Below are 15,876 nucleotides of genomic sequence, written 5' to 3'. Positions count from 1 at the left end.
GCTTACGAGGTCGACCCGGTCAACATCATCGCATTTCCACCACCTGGTCTGACGGCTTCCGGCTGTTCGCCTTTACCAAACCTGGTATACAACAGCGGCAACACAAACAACGTCAGCAGGGTTGAGGTCAACACACCACCAACGACCACGGTCGCCAAAGGACGCTGCACTTCAGCTCCAAGTGCCGTCGACATAACCATGGGCAAAAATCCGGCTGCATCAGTAATTGCGGTTGCTAATACCGGGCTAAGACGCTGACTCGCAGCACGCGTGACAGAGTCGCGCAACGACTCACCGGCACTTCGAAACTCGCGAATAGCGGAAACAAGAATCTGACCATTCAATACCGCAATACCGCAAAGTGCAATAAAGCCAACCGCCGCACTGACACTGAAAGGCATGCCGCGAATCCACAGGGCAAATACCCCACCAATCAACGCCAGAGGAATACCAGTGTAAATCAGCAAAACATCGCGCATATTTTTCAAGCTGAAATACAACAGGAAAAACACCAACAGCAGAGTAACCGGTACGATGATCGACAAGCGCAGCTCAGCGCGCTGCAGATTTTCAAATTGCCCACCCCAGTCGATAACGTAACCATCCGGAAGATCTATTTCCTGGCCGATACGTCGCTGGGCCTCTTCCACAAATGACGCCACATCACGGTCTACCACATTGCACTGTACGCGAATCAGGCGTCGCCCCCACTCGCGATTGATGGTAGCCGCCTCATCAGTTTCAGTGATATCGGCAAGCACATGTAAAGGCAGCTGATACCCCTCTTCCGTCGGCACAGTCAGTCGCTTCAAGGAGTCACTATCAACCCGGTGATTTTCGGCCAGCCGTACCACCAGCGGAAAGGTGCGTTGGCCCTCATAAATCTCGCCTACCTGTTTGCCTCCAAGCAGTTCAACCATTTCAAGAACATGCTCTGCCGGCACCCCATATCGAGCTACTGCGTTCTGATCGATCACAACCTGCAAGGTAGGCTGACCGGTAATCTGGTCCACTGACACATCGGACTGACCTTCAATCTGTATCAGGATACGTTGGACCTGGTCACTGATCCGGATCAGCTCATCAAAGTCATCGCCGTAAATTTTGATGCCGAGATCAGACCGAATACCCGACTCCATTTCGTTGAGACGCATTTCAATCGGTTGTGTAAAGACAAAATTGGCACCAGGAAGATCTCCAACAAATGTCTGCATAGCGGCCACCAGCTCTGTCTGGCTGGACGCATTGGTCCATTCGTCGCGCGGCTTCAGAGAAATAAACGTATCCGTCAATTCGATGCCCATGGGGTCCGTAGCAACTTCCGCGGTACCAATCCGACTCCAGATTGAGCGAATCTCATCGGGAAACTCCGCCAACAGCAGTGATTCTATCCGGGTGTTGTAAGCAGTGGACTCTTCTATCGACACTCCTGCAAGCCGGATTGTGTTAATTACGATGGCTCCCTCATTCAGTCGGGGAATAAACTCTCCCCCCAGTCGGGTTGCCATCCACCCTGCCGATACCAGCAACACCAGTACGGCCGCAAATACGGTACGACGGTATTTAAAGGCTCGCTGCAAAGACGACACATAGACCCGTACCAGCGCAGAGATAAAACGCCCCTCACGCTTTGGCCGCTGACGCGGAAGAAAATAATAATTGAGCACCGGAGACAGCATCAGTGCCGTTATCAGCGCACCGGCCAGAGCAAATATAAAGGTCCAGGCCATCGGCCCAAACAGTTTGCCTTCCGTTCCCTCCAGGGTAAGTACAGGGATAAAAACCACCAGAATGATGCCAACACCAAATACGATCGGTCTCGTCACACGTGTGCCCGACTGAATAATGGCTTCTTTTCGTTCTTCCGACGTCAGCGGGCGCCCCAGTTTGAGTGCACGCTCGTTAAGGGTTCGCATATTGGCCTCGGTAATCACTACCGAGCCATCCACTAAAATGCCAAAATCAATCGCTCCCAGGCTGAGCAGGCTCGCCGAAATTGCGAACTCGTACATCCCCATGATCGCAAAAAGTGTCGCGGTAGGAATCACCAGCGCCACCAAAAGACCGGCACGCAGATTTCCCAACAAAATAAAGAGCACGAGAATGACCAGCACAGCACCGGCAAACAGATTGTGGCGTGCAGTTTTGACCACTTCTTTGGTCATTTCGGTACGGTCGTAAACAATGTCAACGTTAACATCGTCGGGGATCGATTTTTTAACATTGGCGAGTTGGGTTTTGAGTCGCTCGGTTACCTCTTGACCATTTTCACCCATCAGCATAAAGGCCAGACCAAGCACCACCTCACCCTGCCCCTGCGCGGTCACCGCTCCGCGGCGGATTTCGTGGCCTATTTTGACCTCTTTGGCAATATCCCTGACTCTGACCGGCGTACCATCAAAGCTCGCCAGGATAATACCTTCAATCTCCTCCACCGTAGTGGCACGACCCACACCCCGTACCAACTTTGACTGCCCGGCTTCCGTGACAACGCCCCCGCCAACGTTCTGATTGTTCTTGCGCAGAGCCGTGAATAAATCATCCAGTGTGAGGTGGTATTTAACCAGCGCAGTCGGGGAGACAATCACGTGGTACTGACGCTCATACCCCCCCCAGGAGTTGACCTCGGCAACACCGGGCACCTTGCGCAATTCAGGTTTGATAATCCAGTCGTGGAGAGTTCTCAATTGCTCCAGAGTCCGCTCCGGGTTTTCGGAAGACACCGTATAGTGAAAAACCTCACCAAGACCGGTAGAAATAGGCCCGAGTTCCGGTGACTTGATGCCTTGCGGCAACTCCACCGTCCTCAATCGCTCCGAAATATATTGCCGGGCATCGACAACACTTATCGAATCATCGAAGGTGGCAACCACTTGCGACAGACCAAACTTCGAGACCGAGCGAACATCCACCAAGCCGGGAAGACCACCAATTGATAGCTCCACCGGCAGCGTAATCTGTTGTTCAATTTCTTCCGAATTAAGCGCCGGTGCAGTGGTATTTATTTGCACCTGAACAGGAGTGGTATCGGGAAAGGCATCAATTGAAATATTGAGCAGTGAGACAACACCTGTGCCAACAGCAACCAGAAACAGCAATATAACCAGCAGGCGGTTATTCAGGGAAAACCGGACAATTCCATTTATCATTATTTATCAGTACCTTTACCCGGCTCACAGCATCCCGCACCCAGGTGCGACTTTAAAAATTCTGACAGAGCGATAAAAGAGCCCTGTGTAACTACCTGATCAGCCGATGAAACACCGTTTACTATTTCCATCTGGGAGTCGGATTTATTACCGACATCAACACGCCTCAAGTCGTAGAGATCGTCTTCGACTTTGACAAATAAGAATGGCTTGCCATTCACATACTGTAAGGAATTGCGAGGAATAGAAATTCCTTTGTTACTCCAACTATCCATAATTCGGGCGTTACCAAACATGCCGGCCTTCAGTGTACCCTGCGGCACATCGGCGACAGCACGTGCCCTCAAGGTTCGGCTGCGTTCATCAATGGATGTCGCCACCCAGGTAATGCGGCCACTGACGGAAAGCTGGGGAAAATCATCAAACGACACGTCAACCTGTGCCCCGGTCTTTACCTGCTGAGAGCGGTCGGCGGGAATCGACAGTTCAATCCACATATCGGACAAATCAGCAATTCTAAACAGCGTGTGACTGGCTTCTACGGATTCACCCACGACAGCATTGCGATCAACCAGCGTTCCCGAGAAAGGCGCGCGAATGCGCAAAATAGATGAGCTGTCATGATCTTTTTCAATAGCTGCAACTTCGTCCGCATTAAACCCATGATTAAACAGGTGTTGCCGAGCTCGCTCGACGGCAAAAGAGGACATCTCAAATTCCGCTTGAGCGATCTCAAACTCCTGCTCTGCGGAAACTTTCATCCCGGCGAGTTTTTTCATTCGCTGGTAAATCAGCTGCTTTAATTTGTGATCAGCAATGGCAGACAGGTAGTCGGCCTTGGCTTGTGAAATTGCAGACGAATGCAGCTCAATCAATACATCTCCCTCCTCAACCTCAGTTCCGACATCCACGAGCACTCGTCGAACGATTCCCTCTGTCAACGGAGTCACCAGAGCCAATCGATTTTGGTTGTAGCCAATTTCGCAATACGCTTCGACCACCGAGAATGAATCCTCATGCTTCGGGAAGGCGGTTTTGATCCCGGCTTTTTGCGCTGACTCAGTCGATGCGAAACGTAACTTCATGCTTTCACCAGGCTTCAGTTCATCAACCAATTCCGGGTGGCAGATCCCGCACTCTTCTTCGTAAACCTGGTGTTCGTTGCAAAACAACCCCCTTTCAGTTGAGTTTTGTTTATCAACTCCAAGAGCAGCATTTTTTCCCTTTAGTTCAGGATGACAAAACGTGCACTCATCTTCGTATAACCCATGCTCATTGCAATAGGGGCGGTCCTTATCCTCCAGCTCGGGGTGGCAAAGCCAGCACCGGTCCTCATAGCGGCCGTGTTCGCGACACCACAGGCGGTTCTTTTCACGCTTGGCGGGGTCGCAGATAAAGCAGGTATCTTCGGCATTTTTATGGTGATGGTTTTGGTCGGGGCTGGCCAAGGCAGGATGACAAAGCGCACATTCATCTTCATATAAACCATGCTCATTACAATAGAGGCGATCTTTATCTTCCAGCTCGGGATGGCATAGCCAGCATCGGTCTTCGTAGCGGCTGTGCTCGCGACACCACAATCGGCCCTTTTCACGCTTGGCGGGGTCGCAGATAAAGCAGGTATCTTCGGCATTTTCATGATGATGATTTTGGTCGGGACTGGCCAAGAGCAATGGTGCCGCCAGACTCAAAGCGAGCAAAGCGATAACCAGTGGTTTTTGCGTGGCAGTTGCAAGTCGAGTGACAAATTGCAATAACATTTTTTAACCCTTGCCGAAGAAACAACTGTGGATACATTGGAGTGTACCCACGATAAAACGTACAGGGGCACCACCTCATAGAAACATGGTAAGTTTTATTGCGTAGTTGTGCAAAAGACGTAATGAAGGTTAACCGACTACATCCTGTGAATGGGTGTTTCGCCTGCAAAGCGTTTGTACACGTTGACTCCAGCCTTGGCGACATGGGGCTTTTGCCCAGTGGTGGCGCTGGGCCCTAGTGGCTCAGAAAACCTGTAGTTGTAGTTGAGGCAGCAGTTTTTCCTGACCCTTCTCGGAGAAACCTCAGGAAGTATGGCAACACTCTCTACCGGCACAAAACTACCAGCACAGAAACGTTGAACTTTTCTTATTTCCGATGCCTGGCTCTGGCTTAAATACCTATTCAACCTAATCGTAATCGGCCTGACAGGTAATAATATTACATATCATTACTGCTATAGGCATTTCGAGCGATACGATGACGTTCTTTGTCCTCGATCTTCAACAGGCTCTGAAAAAAGTCGCGAACACTCTCGATATCCGCTTTCTCGGCCATGATCGTGTAAAGCCTAACCAGAAAATCATCCACTTCTAAAGCGGTCTGGACGATGCTATCCACACTTTCGAGATCAACTTCACGAACTTTTTCGGTCAGCTCATTGATATTGAACTCCGGTGCATACTGTAACCAGGTGTTCAGCGCGCCGTTGTGGATGTCCTTGCCATAGTTTTCCATCACCACTGACAACTGATGCTCATGGCGATTGAGGTAGTCGAGCAGCATCGAGGCTCGCTCGGAGGTGGTCAACTGCTCCAGTTCTGCGTACTGCCGTGACAGTGCCTCGTGGAGCTCACGGGAAAATGCCAGAATCTCACCCACCGTTTTGTAGCGCATAAATCACTCCCCTTGTTATGCAAGCGGTATGGTAAGTATGGCTTAGAGTTGGAAGTGTTGCTGAAATTAGGTGGCGTCTGAGACGTCGTCATGCCCGCGCAGGCGGGCATCCAGAAATTGTGGCGCTATGCGGTCTGTAGCTCCGTAGTGGCATGGATCCCCACCTGCGCGGGGATGACATATTGTAGCCCGTATGAAGCAACGCGTAATACGGGAAGAACTACCCGCATCTCGTTATCACTCCATGCGGGCTGCTAGCCACGAGCTTACTTGAGGCTCTTGGAAACCACCTCGTATACATCCTTGGACAGCTTAGGCTCAGCCAGAATACGACTCAACTGCTCGCGCATCAGGTGCTGGCGGGAAGACACCTGGCGCTTCCACTTGGTGAGCGGAGCCAGCAGACGTGCAGCGATTTGCGGGTTAAGGGTATTCAGCTCCAGTACCACGTCAGCCAGCAGTTGGTAGCCAGCGCCGTCGGCACGGTGGAAGTGAATGTGGTTGTTGGCACAGAACGCACCAACCAATGAACGCACCTTGTTGGGGTTTTTAATATCAAACGCCGGGTGTTTCATCAGCTCGCGAACTCGCTCAACCGCACCCGCCTGCGGTGCGGTTGCCTGGAGAGTAAACCACTGGTTCACCACCAGTGGCTCTTTCTGCCACTTCTGGTAGAAGCCTGCCAGCATCTCGGCAGCCGGTTGTTTGGCTTGGTCGCGTTCGCTGTGTACCAGCAAGGCCAGAGCGGCACTGCTGTCGGTCATGTTGGTGGCGTTGTCGTACTGCTCGCGGGTCATGGCAACCGCATTGTCGTCGGCCAGCATCAGGTAGCTGAGCGCAACGTTTTTGAGGCTGCGTTTGGCAATCTGCTCGGCGCTCGGCTGATAAGACTCTTCCACCTGGTTGTTGGCGTAGGCGGCACGGAATTCATCGCTGAGCAACTGGGCCAACTGGGTGCGAACAAACTCACGGGCAGCGTGAATATCATCCACGTGAATCTCTTCCGCCTCTTCTGCCAGGTACGCTTCGCTTGGCAGTCTGAGCATCAGGGCAACCATCGCTGGATCCAGGCTCTCATCGTTCAGCACAGCCCTGAACGCTTCCACCAGGTCATCGGCCAGTTCCATTGCTCGGCCGGCGCGGCGGTCCTCCACAAGCCCCTGCAGAATCTGGGTAGCCAGTGTCTGACAGGCATCCCAACGGTTGAAACCGTCACTGTCACGGCTCATCAGGAACACCAGATCTTCACGGCTGTACGGGAAGCTCAGCTTCACCGGTGCCGAGAAATCGCGAAGCAATGACGGTACCGGTTGCTCGGTAACGTTCTCAAACACAAAGCTCTGCTCGCGCTCGGTCACTTCCAGCACGATGTCGGTAAAGGTTTCATCGGTACCTGAATCACGCAAGGTCAGCGGCAGGTCGCCATCCTTACCCACCAAACCGACGGTAACCGGGATCAGGAAGGTCTGCTTTTCGGCACTTTCCGGGGTTGCCGGGCAGCTTTGCTCAAAGTTCAGGGTGTAGGTCTGGGCGGCGGCATCGTATTCACCAGTCACCTTCAGGCGCGGGGTACCCGCCTGGCTGTACCAGCGCTTGAATTGGGTCAGGTCGCGGCCGGACACTTCTTCCATGCAGCGGGCGAAGTCGTCAATGGTGGCCGCCTCACCGTCATGGCGATCAAAGTAGAGATCGGTACCTTCACGGAACAGCTCTGGCCCCAACAAGGTGTGGTACATACGCACCACTTCACAGCCCTTCTCGTACACGGTCAGGGTGTAGAAGTTGGAGATCTCGATAAAGCTGGCAGGCTGCACCGGATGCGCCATCGGGCCGGCGTCTTCAGAAAACTGGGCAGTGCGCAGCATGCTGACATCCTCCACCCGCTTGACCACGCGCGAGCCCATGTCGGCGGAGAATTCCGCATCACGGAACACGGTAAAACCCTCTTTCAGGCTCAACTGGAACCAGTCGCGGCAGGTTACACGGTTACCGGACCAGTTGTGGAAGTACTCGTGAGCAACAATAGCTTCAACGCGCTGGAATGCCGCATCGGTAGTGGTTTCCTGTTTGGCCAGTACCGCCGAGGTGTTGAAGATATTCAGGCCCTTGTTTTCCATCGCGCCCATATTGAAGGCGTCGACGGCAACGATCATAAAGATATCCAGGTCGTACTCGCGGCCATAGACTTCTTCGTCCCAGGCCATGGACTTTTTCAGTGAGACCATGGCGTGGTCGCATTTGTCGATGTCTTTCTCCTCGACAAAAATGCGCAGTTCAATCTCGCGGCCGCTCATGGTGGTAAAGGTGTCTTCGATGTATTCCAGGTCACCGGCTACCAGAGCAAACAGATAACTGGGCTTTTTGAACGGATCGTGCCAGGTGACAAAGTGACGGTCGCCATCCAGGTCGCCCTTATCGACAGGGTTACCGTTACTGAGCAGCACCGGGCAACTGGCTTTATCGCCCACCACAGTGGTAGTGAATTCGCTCATTACATCAGGGCGATCGATAAAGTAGGTAATTTTACGAAAACCCTCCGCCTCACACTGGGTGCAGAACATTCCGTCAGATTTGTACAGGCCTTCCAGTGAGGTATTTTCCTGCGGTTTGATGTAAACCTCGGACTCCAGCACAAATTCGGCTGGCACCTCTTTGATGGTGAGGGTTTCTTCTTCGGTGAAGTATTCGCCTGGTGTTAATGCACGACCGTCTATTTTGAGTTCGCGCAGCTCCAGGTCCACACCGTGCAGAACCAGTTCGGTACCGGCAGGAGCATCGCTGTTGCGACGCATGTTCAGTTTGGCAAATACCGCCGCGCCCTGCTCTTCGAGTTCCACACGTAAGTCGGTGGTATCGATCAGGTAATTGGGTGGTTGGTAGTCTTTCAGGAAAATAGTTTTTGGCTGTGCGTCTTTCATTAGGCTTGTCTCTACAGTTGTCATCCTGAGCGCTGCGAAGGATCTCAGGGCCTTGCTTCTACGAGATCCTTCGCTGCGCTCAGGATGACGTGTTAGTAAGTAATAGTTACATCATATGCAGTGAACTTGCGAATATTGATGACACCGGTATCCAGGATCAGATACTGGCCTTTTATGCCCATCAACTTGCCTTCCACCACCGGTGCTTTATCAAAATTGAAACTGGTTACTTTGGTCGGATACTCAATCACCGGGTAATTGATCTCCACCACTTCCGCATCGCTGATCGGCTGGATGGCATTGATGCCAAACCGGTCTGTCAGCTCGTTCAACTCGTCTTTGCAGAGATCCAGTAATTCGTCGCGCTTGGCAATCAGGTCCACTGCATCCACACTGTTTTTCAGCATAGCTCGCCAGTTGGTTTTGTCAGCTACATACTGACGAATAACATCTTCCACCAGCCCGGATTGCTGACGGGTTTTCACCCGCAATATCGGCAGTGCCTGTACTGCACCCTGGTCAATCCAGCGGGTGGGGATCTGGCTGGCACGGGTAATGCCCACCTTCACACCGGAGGAGTTCGCCAGATAGACGATATGATCGGTCATGCAGAACTGCTCACCCCAAGATGGCTCGCGGCAAGTACCCTCGTGGTAGTGACACTTTTCCGGGCTGACGATGCAACTGTCGCACTGCGCCAGTTTGGTAAAGCACGGGTAGCAGTAACCCTGACTGAAGCTCTTGTTGGTTTTGCGGCCACAGTGGGTGCAGTGAATGGTACCGCTGTACTCCAATCGAATGTGCTGACCAATCAGAGGGTTGAGCTCTACCAACTGGTCATTCAGTGGCAACTGGTAGCGCACCTGAGTATCCAGCGCTACCTTCATCTTGCCCAGATGCCCTGCCTGGTTGTTTTCCGTCATTACTACTTCCACTTCACTGCTTCCACTTCAGGGTCTCTTCCGTATCCAGCTGCGGGTCGGTATCACAACCGGTGGGTTTGGGTGGCACATAGCCTGTGCGCTGTTCAGGTGACAAGTGCTTGGCTTCGTAGGCGATCATTGCCTGCATACAGGTTTCGCGCTGTTCGCTGCTCAGGCGTTTACCGTCAGGCCATTTGCCCAGCTCAACGGCGCGTTTAAGGTTCTGGTAGATTTCCGGGGTGAGGGTATTTAACAGCTGTTGATAGTCCATCTGCATCTCTGGTCGATCAGTTAGGATCGCGATTATATCAGCGACGGGCGTCGGCTGCCTGCGCAGAAAACCACCCGAGTATCGCCCCACTCAACAAACCGCCCAGGTGAGCGGCATTTGCCACCTTGCCACCGACTAAACTGTCGAGCGCTCCACTGATACCGAGAAACAGCGACAGCAGCATCATAAACACCAGCACCGCCGGCAACTCGGTTAACGGGTCAGGTCTGAACTGATGGCGCACCCAGACAAACCCTGCCAAGCCAAAGGCTACCCCGGACATGCCGCCGAAAATATGTGGGCCAAGCCAGAGATACTGGGCCACATTGCTGATCAGGGCAGTTATCAGCATCAGCACAACCAGTCGCCCCGCCCCAAGCAGACGCTCAATACGGGCGCCAAACAGCCACAGGCACATACCATTGAATGCCAAGTGAGTGAAACCAAAATGCAGGAATATCGGCGATATCGGGCGCCAGAACTGACCATCCAAAAAGCTTTGCAAGGGTGAATACGGGGCTATCAGAGGTTGGAAGGTAAGCGCTCCAATCAACGAATAATCCAACCCCATGCCCAGATCCACATACACCAATAGCGCTCCGATGGCACTGAGTAAAATACTGTACATGGTGACTGGAAACTCTCTGAACAGAGCTTTTATGCTACCGGAGGACTTTAAGCTGGTTCGAGCTTTTCGGGGCGCTTCGTCAAACCAGGGGTCGCTGGGACGGCGCGGCTTGGATAACTGTTGAAGCAATTCATCCACCAGCGGAATATGCTCCGGGTTTTCAACCCAAAGTGACTGACGAGCGTTGTCAGTCACTACATTGTGAGCGACACCCAACTGCTCAAGGCGCTTCAAGAGCGGCTCAATATTCTGCGACAGTGGCAGTTCCGCCACCAGAGTCCAACTGGATTCATTCATAAAAGCGTATAAAGATTAACTATCTTTTTCATGGTCGTGCAGCGAATCAAGGCGACTACCCCACCCCAGCTTGCTGCGACAGATCTGGTAAAAGTTGTGATCCGCCGGGTGAATCAATCGCAAAGTACCTTGGCGCTTGACTATGCGAATTACATCACCCGGTTCGGTCTCCACATGATTCTGGCCATCGCAGGTTACCGAGGGGTGAAGCTCGTTGCGGCTACCCACGCGAATCTCTATAGCGCTGTTACCGTGGACAACAATTGGGCGACTACTGAGAGTGTGCGGGTTCATTGGCACCAACACAATTGCATCGAGATCGGGGTGCAGAATTGGCCCGCCACCGGATAAAGCGTATGCAGTAGATCCCGTTGGCGTGGATACAATCAAGCCATCAGACCTCTGACTGTTTACAAACTGGCCATTAATGTAGAGCTCGAACTCCATCATTCGAATGGATTGCCCCGGGTGCAGCACCACATCATTAAGGGCATCGCCTCGACCGATGGTTTCGCCGTCGCGAGTGATTTCGGTAGAAAGCAAAAAGCGCTTGGACTCAACAAATTCGCCAGCCAGCACTTTGCCCACCCGCTGTTCGATGTCGTCCGGATGGATATCAGTGAGGAAGCCAAGCCTGCCACGGTTAACACCCAGCATGGGTACTTCACTGTCAATCAGCTCACGAGCAGCGCTCAGCATGCTGCCATCACCACCGACGACTATGGCAAGGTCAATCTGGCGAGCAAATTCCAGTTGATCACACACCTGATACTGAATCGCCTCGCCGTCCAGTAAAGTGGCTGTTTGGGACTCTACAACAACCGTATGATCCGCCGCCAGATAGGCGGCCAAACGCTGAATCGACTCCGCCACTTCCGGATAGGTTAATCGCGCCATCAAACCGATGCGTTGAAACTGTGCCATGAAAAACTCTTGCAATGCTCAATATAGAAACGATTATACACAGTAAACCGCTACCGGCTCGCTGCTATGCCTTGTGAAAAAGCATCATTCATTAGTTCTCAATTTTCCAGTACCGAAGTTCGCACCCTTGCCTGGGCATTATTAAGTGCTCCACTGGTGAAAACCATGGATAGCCAGCTGCCTGTTTCAGACGAAGAAACTATCGACTTTCTTACCGCACTGGATGCCAACCCTAAGCCCCTGCAACAACATCTGGCCAAATGCAGCAGTCATCGTCTCGGTTACTATTTTGAAGAATTATGGGCTTTTTACCTTTCACACCACCCGAAACTGGAGTTACTGGGCCACAACCTGCAAGTACAGAATAGCGACCGTCGCACTCTGGGCGCGTTTGATTTTATCTACCGATACATTCCCACCAACTCGATTCACCACCTGGAAGTCGCGGTAAAATTTTACCTGTTTATTGGCGAGCATTCAGAGCTCAGCTCGAATCAAATGCTGTGGCCAGGGCCAAACCCCAAAGACAATCTCGGCAATAAAGTTAATCGATTAACCACCCACCAATTAAAACTGCCACAAACCGCTGAGGGGCGTGATGCACTTGCCGGGATTACAGAAGAACACCAAATAACCTCTAGCGCCGCCCTAAAGGGATACCTGTTTTACCCCTGGCAGCAATCAACCCAAAAGCCGGAGTGGGCACCTGATAATCACTGCAATGGGCAGTGGTTATACCGGGATAAAATAACTGAGTTAACAACCGCTTTTTCAGAAAGTCGCTGGCGTGCATTGACCAAGCGGGAATGGCTGGGACCAGTGATAAATTTGGCTGAAGAAAACACAATATCGGGTAGCGAATTAAATGAATGTTTAATTAATGACATGCCTGATTTTCCGGTAATGGTGACGCGGATTTGTAAGACTGAATTAGGCAGCTGGGATGAACAGGAAAGATTTTTTATTGCGCCTGAGCGTTGGCCTGGCACCATGTGAAGAATTGCCCTTACCCTGTTTTCAGAACCGTCGACAGCATGGATGCTGTCGTCGAGCTCACAGGGATGTGCTTGCAGCGTGTTCTGAAAACAGGGTAAGGGCGATTCTGGGTTGCGGAGAATGCAGCTTCTAACTTAAAAGGCGCTAGATTAACCAAATTAATCTGGCAGTTTCGTTAAGCTGTGGTGCCTACTGAGGGGCGGGACTGACTCGGGCCATCTATGGCCCTCGATCCTTCGGATCGCCTTCGTTTCGCTGCGGCGCCCAAATTTGTTCCAGACAAATCAGTGACTCGGGCCATCTATGGCCCTCGGTCCTTCGGACCGCCTTGGCTTCGCTGCGGCGCCCAAATTTGTTCCAGACAAATTTGTCGAACGGGGTTCTTGTCCATAGTCCAGATTGCATACAAACAAAAAAGGCCATCTCGAAAGAGATGGCCTTTTTTGTTTGTATGGCGACCCGGAAGGGACTCGAACCCTCGACCTCCGGCGTGACAGGCCGGCATTCTAACCAACTGAACTACCGGGCCGCAGTGTGTTGAGCGTTTTAACATGGTGGCCTGTCATACACCAATCGCTCACTTTCGATCGATACTCCAATAAGGCTAAAGTATCTGGTGGGTGGTACAGGGATCGAACCTGTGACCTACGGCTTGTAAGGCCGTTGCTCTCCCAGCTGAGCTAACCACCCCCTCGAAAGAGACGCGCATTCTACCCAATTCCTCAGAGCTGTCAAACACTTTGTGAAACTTTTTTGGTAATAAAATCTATACTTATCGCGAGGCGGCGACTACCATAGCGCGCCTGTTCAAATAGCGATCAAAGAGTCCGTTCAGCATGGAAATTTACAAGGAATTCAACTTCGAAGCCGCCCACCGTCTTCCCAATGTGCCAGAGGGTCACAAATGCGCCCGTCTACACGGCCATTCCTTTATGGTTTCCATCCATGTTTCAGGGCCGGTTGGTGACACCAGCGGCTGGGTAATGGATTTCGGCGATATCAAAGCCAAATTCAAGCCGATCTACAATCAGCTGGACCACTATTACCTGAACGATATTGAAGGTCTGGAAAACCCCACCAGCGAGAATATTGCCCGCTGGATCTGGCAACACCTGAAACCGGAACTGCCGGAACTCTCCAAGATTGTAATTCGTGAAACCTGCACCAGTGGCTGTGTTTACACCGGAGACTAAGCCCAGCAGTGTTCTATACTTCCCGGCATGGTGATCATTCAACTGATTGTTCAATTTCATCTGCCGGGTTGCACCTCCCTCAAAGAGAAGCGCCAACGCCTAAGCGGTTTGCGCCAGCGATTTGGCAAGCACCCTTCTACCGCAGTTATTGAATCCAACTACCAGGACAACCTGACTCGCAGTGAGTGGACATTCACGATTGCGGGAAATAGCGCATCCAGCGTAGAACCGGTCTATTCTCAGATAGAAAACTATTTGCACGAAGCCATTGATGGCTACGTAGTGAATATCGAACGGCATACACTTCAATAACAATCTGAAGCGGAGGCTTCATGAATACCATTCGAACTTTTCTGGCCCTTCCGGTAAGCCACAATACTGAAAAGCAGCTCTTTAAAGCTCAGGAGATACCGCTTCATTGCAGGCGTACCAACCATCCACATATTACGCTGCTGTTTATTGGTGACACCACGCCAGAGCAACTCAGCTTACTGAAAAATACCCTGGCTAATTTTCAGTGGCCTGCACCGTTGAATTTACACACTACGCGTATCGCCCCCTTCCCCAAAAACTCCTCAAAAATACTGGCGGCATTTGTAGAACCAAATTCGCATTTAAATGAACTTCAAAAAAAACTTGCAGAAGAATTCAGGAACAATGGCTTGCCCTGTGATCATAAACGTTTTTCACCCCATATCACTTTGGCGCGATCAAAGTCAGCGATTCATTGCCATTACAAACCGGTTGATATTGAGTTTGTGGTCGAACAAGCCGTACTTTTCCAGAGTGAATTGCACAGTGAAGGCAGCCGCTATTTGGCACTGCAAAAATACAAGCTGAAACGGTAACACCAGATCTATGGGTGCGCTGGTACTAAACAATTATTTGCTTTAGCGCATCTTGCAATTTTGGATACTTGAATTCGAACCCTGCTTTCTGCAACTTTGTCGGCACCACTCGCTGCCCGGTCAGTAGCAGCTCCTGAGCCATTTCACCAAACAGCAACCGTGCTACCGGTGACGGCATAGGGAAAATTGCCGGGCGATTCAAACTACGAGCCAATTGGCGGGTGAGTTCAAGGTTGGTAACAGGTTCAGGCGCAGTACCATTTACCGGCCCTCGCAGCTCGTTATGCTCCAGGCAGAATTTAAGCAGCTCCACCATATCGGCAATATGAACCCAGGAAAACCACTGCTTACCGCTGCCCAGTCGCCCTCCCAGTCCCATCTTAAAAGCCGGCATCATTCGAGCCAGAGCACCCTCACCTTTGCCCAATACAACACCTGTACGAATGCAGCAGACACGGCAGCCCATATCGGCGAACCGTTTGGCACTCAACTCCCAGGCATCACAAAGCCTGTGAGAAAAGCTGTTTACCACAGCTCCCTGTTCACTCAATTGCTCATCACCATGGGGGCCGTAGTAACCAATTGCCGATCCGCTGATCAATACCGAGGGCGGCTGCGGTGCATGAACAAAGTAATCGTATAGGGCATCGGTTGTACCCACGCGACTATCGTAAAAGCGCTGCTTGCGCTGGCTACTCCAACGACCGGCGGCCAATGGCTCTCCGGCGAAATTAACCACCGCATCAACTGGCGCATCGGCATCCATATCCGCGAGAGACTGGTACAGCTTCACTGCATCGGGAAGAGAATTTCTGGCTTTGGCTTTATCACGGGTCAGCACATGGACTTCATAGCCATCTGCCAGCAGAGATTGACAGAGGTGGCTACCAATAAAACCACTACCGCCGGTGATCAATACACGTCGCAAAGGGCACCTCTAACTCGCTTGAAACACTTTCAGTGTAGCAGTCGAATTGATCAGTAGTGAGTCCCAAACTGTCCGAAGAGTGATTTCGACAAGTAACGAGGAAAACTAGTTAGTGCCGCCATGGATAGAGTCTGACTTGCTGTGAC

Annotated in this window: 13 protein-coding genes and 2 tRNA genes; 4 read left to right on the top strand and 11 right to left on the bottom strand. The window is 51.8% G+C overall.

All coding sequences use genetic code 11. The annotated features are described in order from the left end of the window. Nucleotides 1-2: 2 nt before the first annotated feature. From QP938_05795 to QP938_05760, 8 genes are all read right to left on the bottom strand, one after another. On the bottom strand, nucleotides 3-3,149 hold the full coding sequence (locus QP938_05795; GenBank protein WIO75415.1) for a CusA/CzcA family heavy metal efflux RND transporter: 3,147 nt from the start codon (nucleotides 3,147-3,149) through the stop codon (nucleotides 3-5). Further along, a complete protein-coding gene (locus QP938_05790) occupies nucleotides 3,149-4,909 on the bottom strand; it encodes an efflux RND transporter periplasmic adaptor subunit (GenBank protein WIO75414.1) in 1,761 nt (586 codons plus the stop codon). Before QP938_05790 ends, QP938_05795 begins: the two co-directional genes overlap by 1 nt. A gap of 439 nt (nucleotides 4,910-5,348) precedes the next feature. Continuing rightward, entirely contained in the window at nucleotides 5,349-5,804 is a 456-nt protein-coding gene (locus tag QP938_05785) for a hypothetical protein (protein ID WIO75413.1), read from the bottom strand. 266 nt (nucleotides 5,805-6,070) lie between these two features. Next, on the bottom strand, nucleotides 6,071-8,722 hold the full coding sequence (gene pepN / locus QP938_05780; protein WIO75412.1) for an aminopeptidase N: 2,652 nt from the start codon (nucleotides 8,720-8,722) through the stop codon (nucleotides 6,071-6,073). A gap of 92 nt (nucleotides 8,723-8,814) precedes the next feature. Further along, nucleotides 8,815-9,645: a DUF2797 domain-containing protein gene (locus QP938_05775; protein ID WIO75411.1), complete on the bottom strand. Its 831-nt coding sequence runs from the start codon at nucleotides 9,643-9,645 to the stop codon at nucleotides 8,815-8,817. 13 nt (nucleotides 9,646-9,658) lie between these two features. Beyond that, nucleotides 9,659-9,916 carry a DUF1315 family protein gene (locus QP938_05770; GenBank protein ID WIO75410.1) on the bottom strand — a complete coding sequence of 86 codons (258 nt, stop codon included), beginning with the start codon at nucleotides 9,914-9,916 and terminating at the stop codon, nucleotides 9,659-9,661. A 37-nt stretch (nucleotides 9,917-9,953) separates the two neighbouring features. Further along, complete coding sequence (locus tag QP938_05765) at nucleotides 9,954-10,841, bottom strand: rhomboid family intramembrane serine protease (GenBank protein WIO75409.1); 888 nt, start codon at nucleotides 10,839-10,841, stop codon at nucleotides 9,954-9,956. Nucleotides 10,842-10,856: 15 nt separating this feature from the next. Then, the gene (locus QP938_05760; GenBank protein WIO75408.1) at nucleotides 10,857-11,765 is read right to left on the bottom strand and encodes an NAD(+) kinase; all 909 of its coding nucleotides are present in this window, start codon (nucleotides 11,763-11,765) and stop codon (nucleotides 10,857-10,859) included. A 66-nt stretch (nucleotides 11,766-11,831) separates the two neighbouring features. Between QP938_05760 and QP938_05755 the strand changes: the two genes are divergently transcribed. Further along, nucleotides 11,832-12,761, top strand: coding sequence for a DUF1853 family protein (locus tag QP938_05755; protein WIO75407.1), 930 nt, complete (start codon nucleotides 11,832-11,834; stop codon nucleotides 12,759-12,761). A gap of 452 nt (nucleotides 12,762-13,213) precedes the next feature. Here the strand turns inward: QP938_05755 and QP938_05750 are convergent. Together QP938_05750 and QP938_05745 are read right to left on the bottom strand one after the other, a co-directional pair. Next, nucleotides 13,214-13,290 (bottom strand) — tRNA-Asp (locus QP938_05750). Between the two features lie 85 nt (nucleotides 13,291-13,375). After that, nucleotides 13,376-13,451 (bottom strand) — tRNA-Val (locus QP938_05745). A 146-nt stretch (nucleotides 13,452-13,597) separates the two neighbouring features. Between QP938_05745 and queD the strand changes: the two genes are divergently transcribed. The 3 genes from queD to thpR are packed head-to-tail and all read left to right on the top strand — an operon-like array spanning nucleotide 13,598 to nucleotide 14,802. Then, nucleotides 13,598-13,954, top strand: coding sequence for a 6-carboxytetrahydropterin synthase QueD (gene queD, locus QP938_05740; GenBank protein ID WIO75406.1), 357 nt, complete (start codon nucleotides 13,598-13,600; stop codon nucleotides 13,952-13,954). A 27-nt stretch (nucleotides 13,955-13,981) separates the two neighbouring features. Further along, on the top strand, nucleotides 13,982-14,266 hold the full coding sequence (locus QP938_05735) for a DUF503 domain-containing protein (protein WIO75405.1): 285 nt from the start codon (nucleotides 13,982-13,984) through the stop codon (nucleotides 14,264-14,266). A 20-nt stretch (nucleotides 14,267-14,286) separates the two neighbouring features. Continuing rightward, nucleotides 14,287-14,802 carry an RNA 2',3'-cyclic phosphodiesterase gene (thpR, locus tag QP938_05730; GenBank protein WIO75404.1) on the top strand — a complete coding sequence of 172 codons (516 nt, stop codon included), beginning with the start codon at nucleotides 14,287-14,289 and terminating at the stop codon, nucleotides 14,800-14,802. Nucleotides 14,803-14,827: 25 nt separating this feature from the next. Here thpR and QP938_05725 read toward each other — a convergent pair whose 3' ends face one another. Next, nucleotides 14,828-15,730, bottom strand: a complete 903-nt coding sequence (locus QP938_05725; protein WIO75403.1) for a TIGR01777 family oxidoreductase — start codon at nucleotides 15,728-15,730, stop codon at nucleotides 14,828-14,830. Nucleotides 15,731-15,876 lie beyond the last annotated feature (146 nt).

The organism is Porticoccaceae bacterium LTM1, from assembly GCA_030252795.1.
Taxonomy (GTDB): Bacteria; Pseudomonadota; Gammaproteobacteria; order Pseudomonadales; family Porticoccaceae; genus SCSIO-12696.
This window is presented reverse-complemented; position numbering and strand designations above follow the sequence as displayed.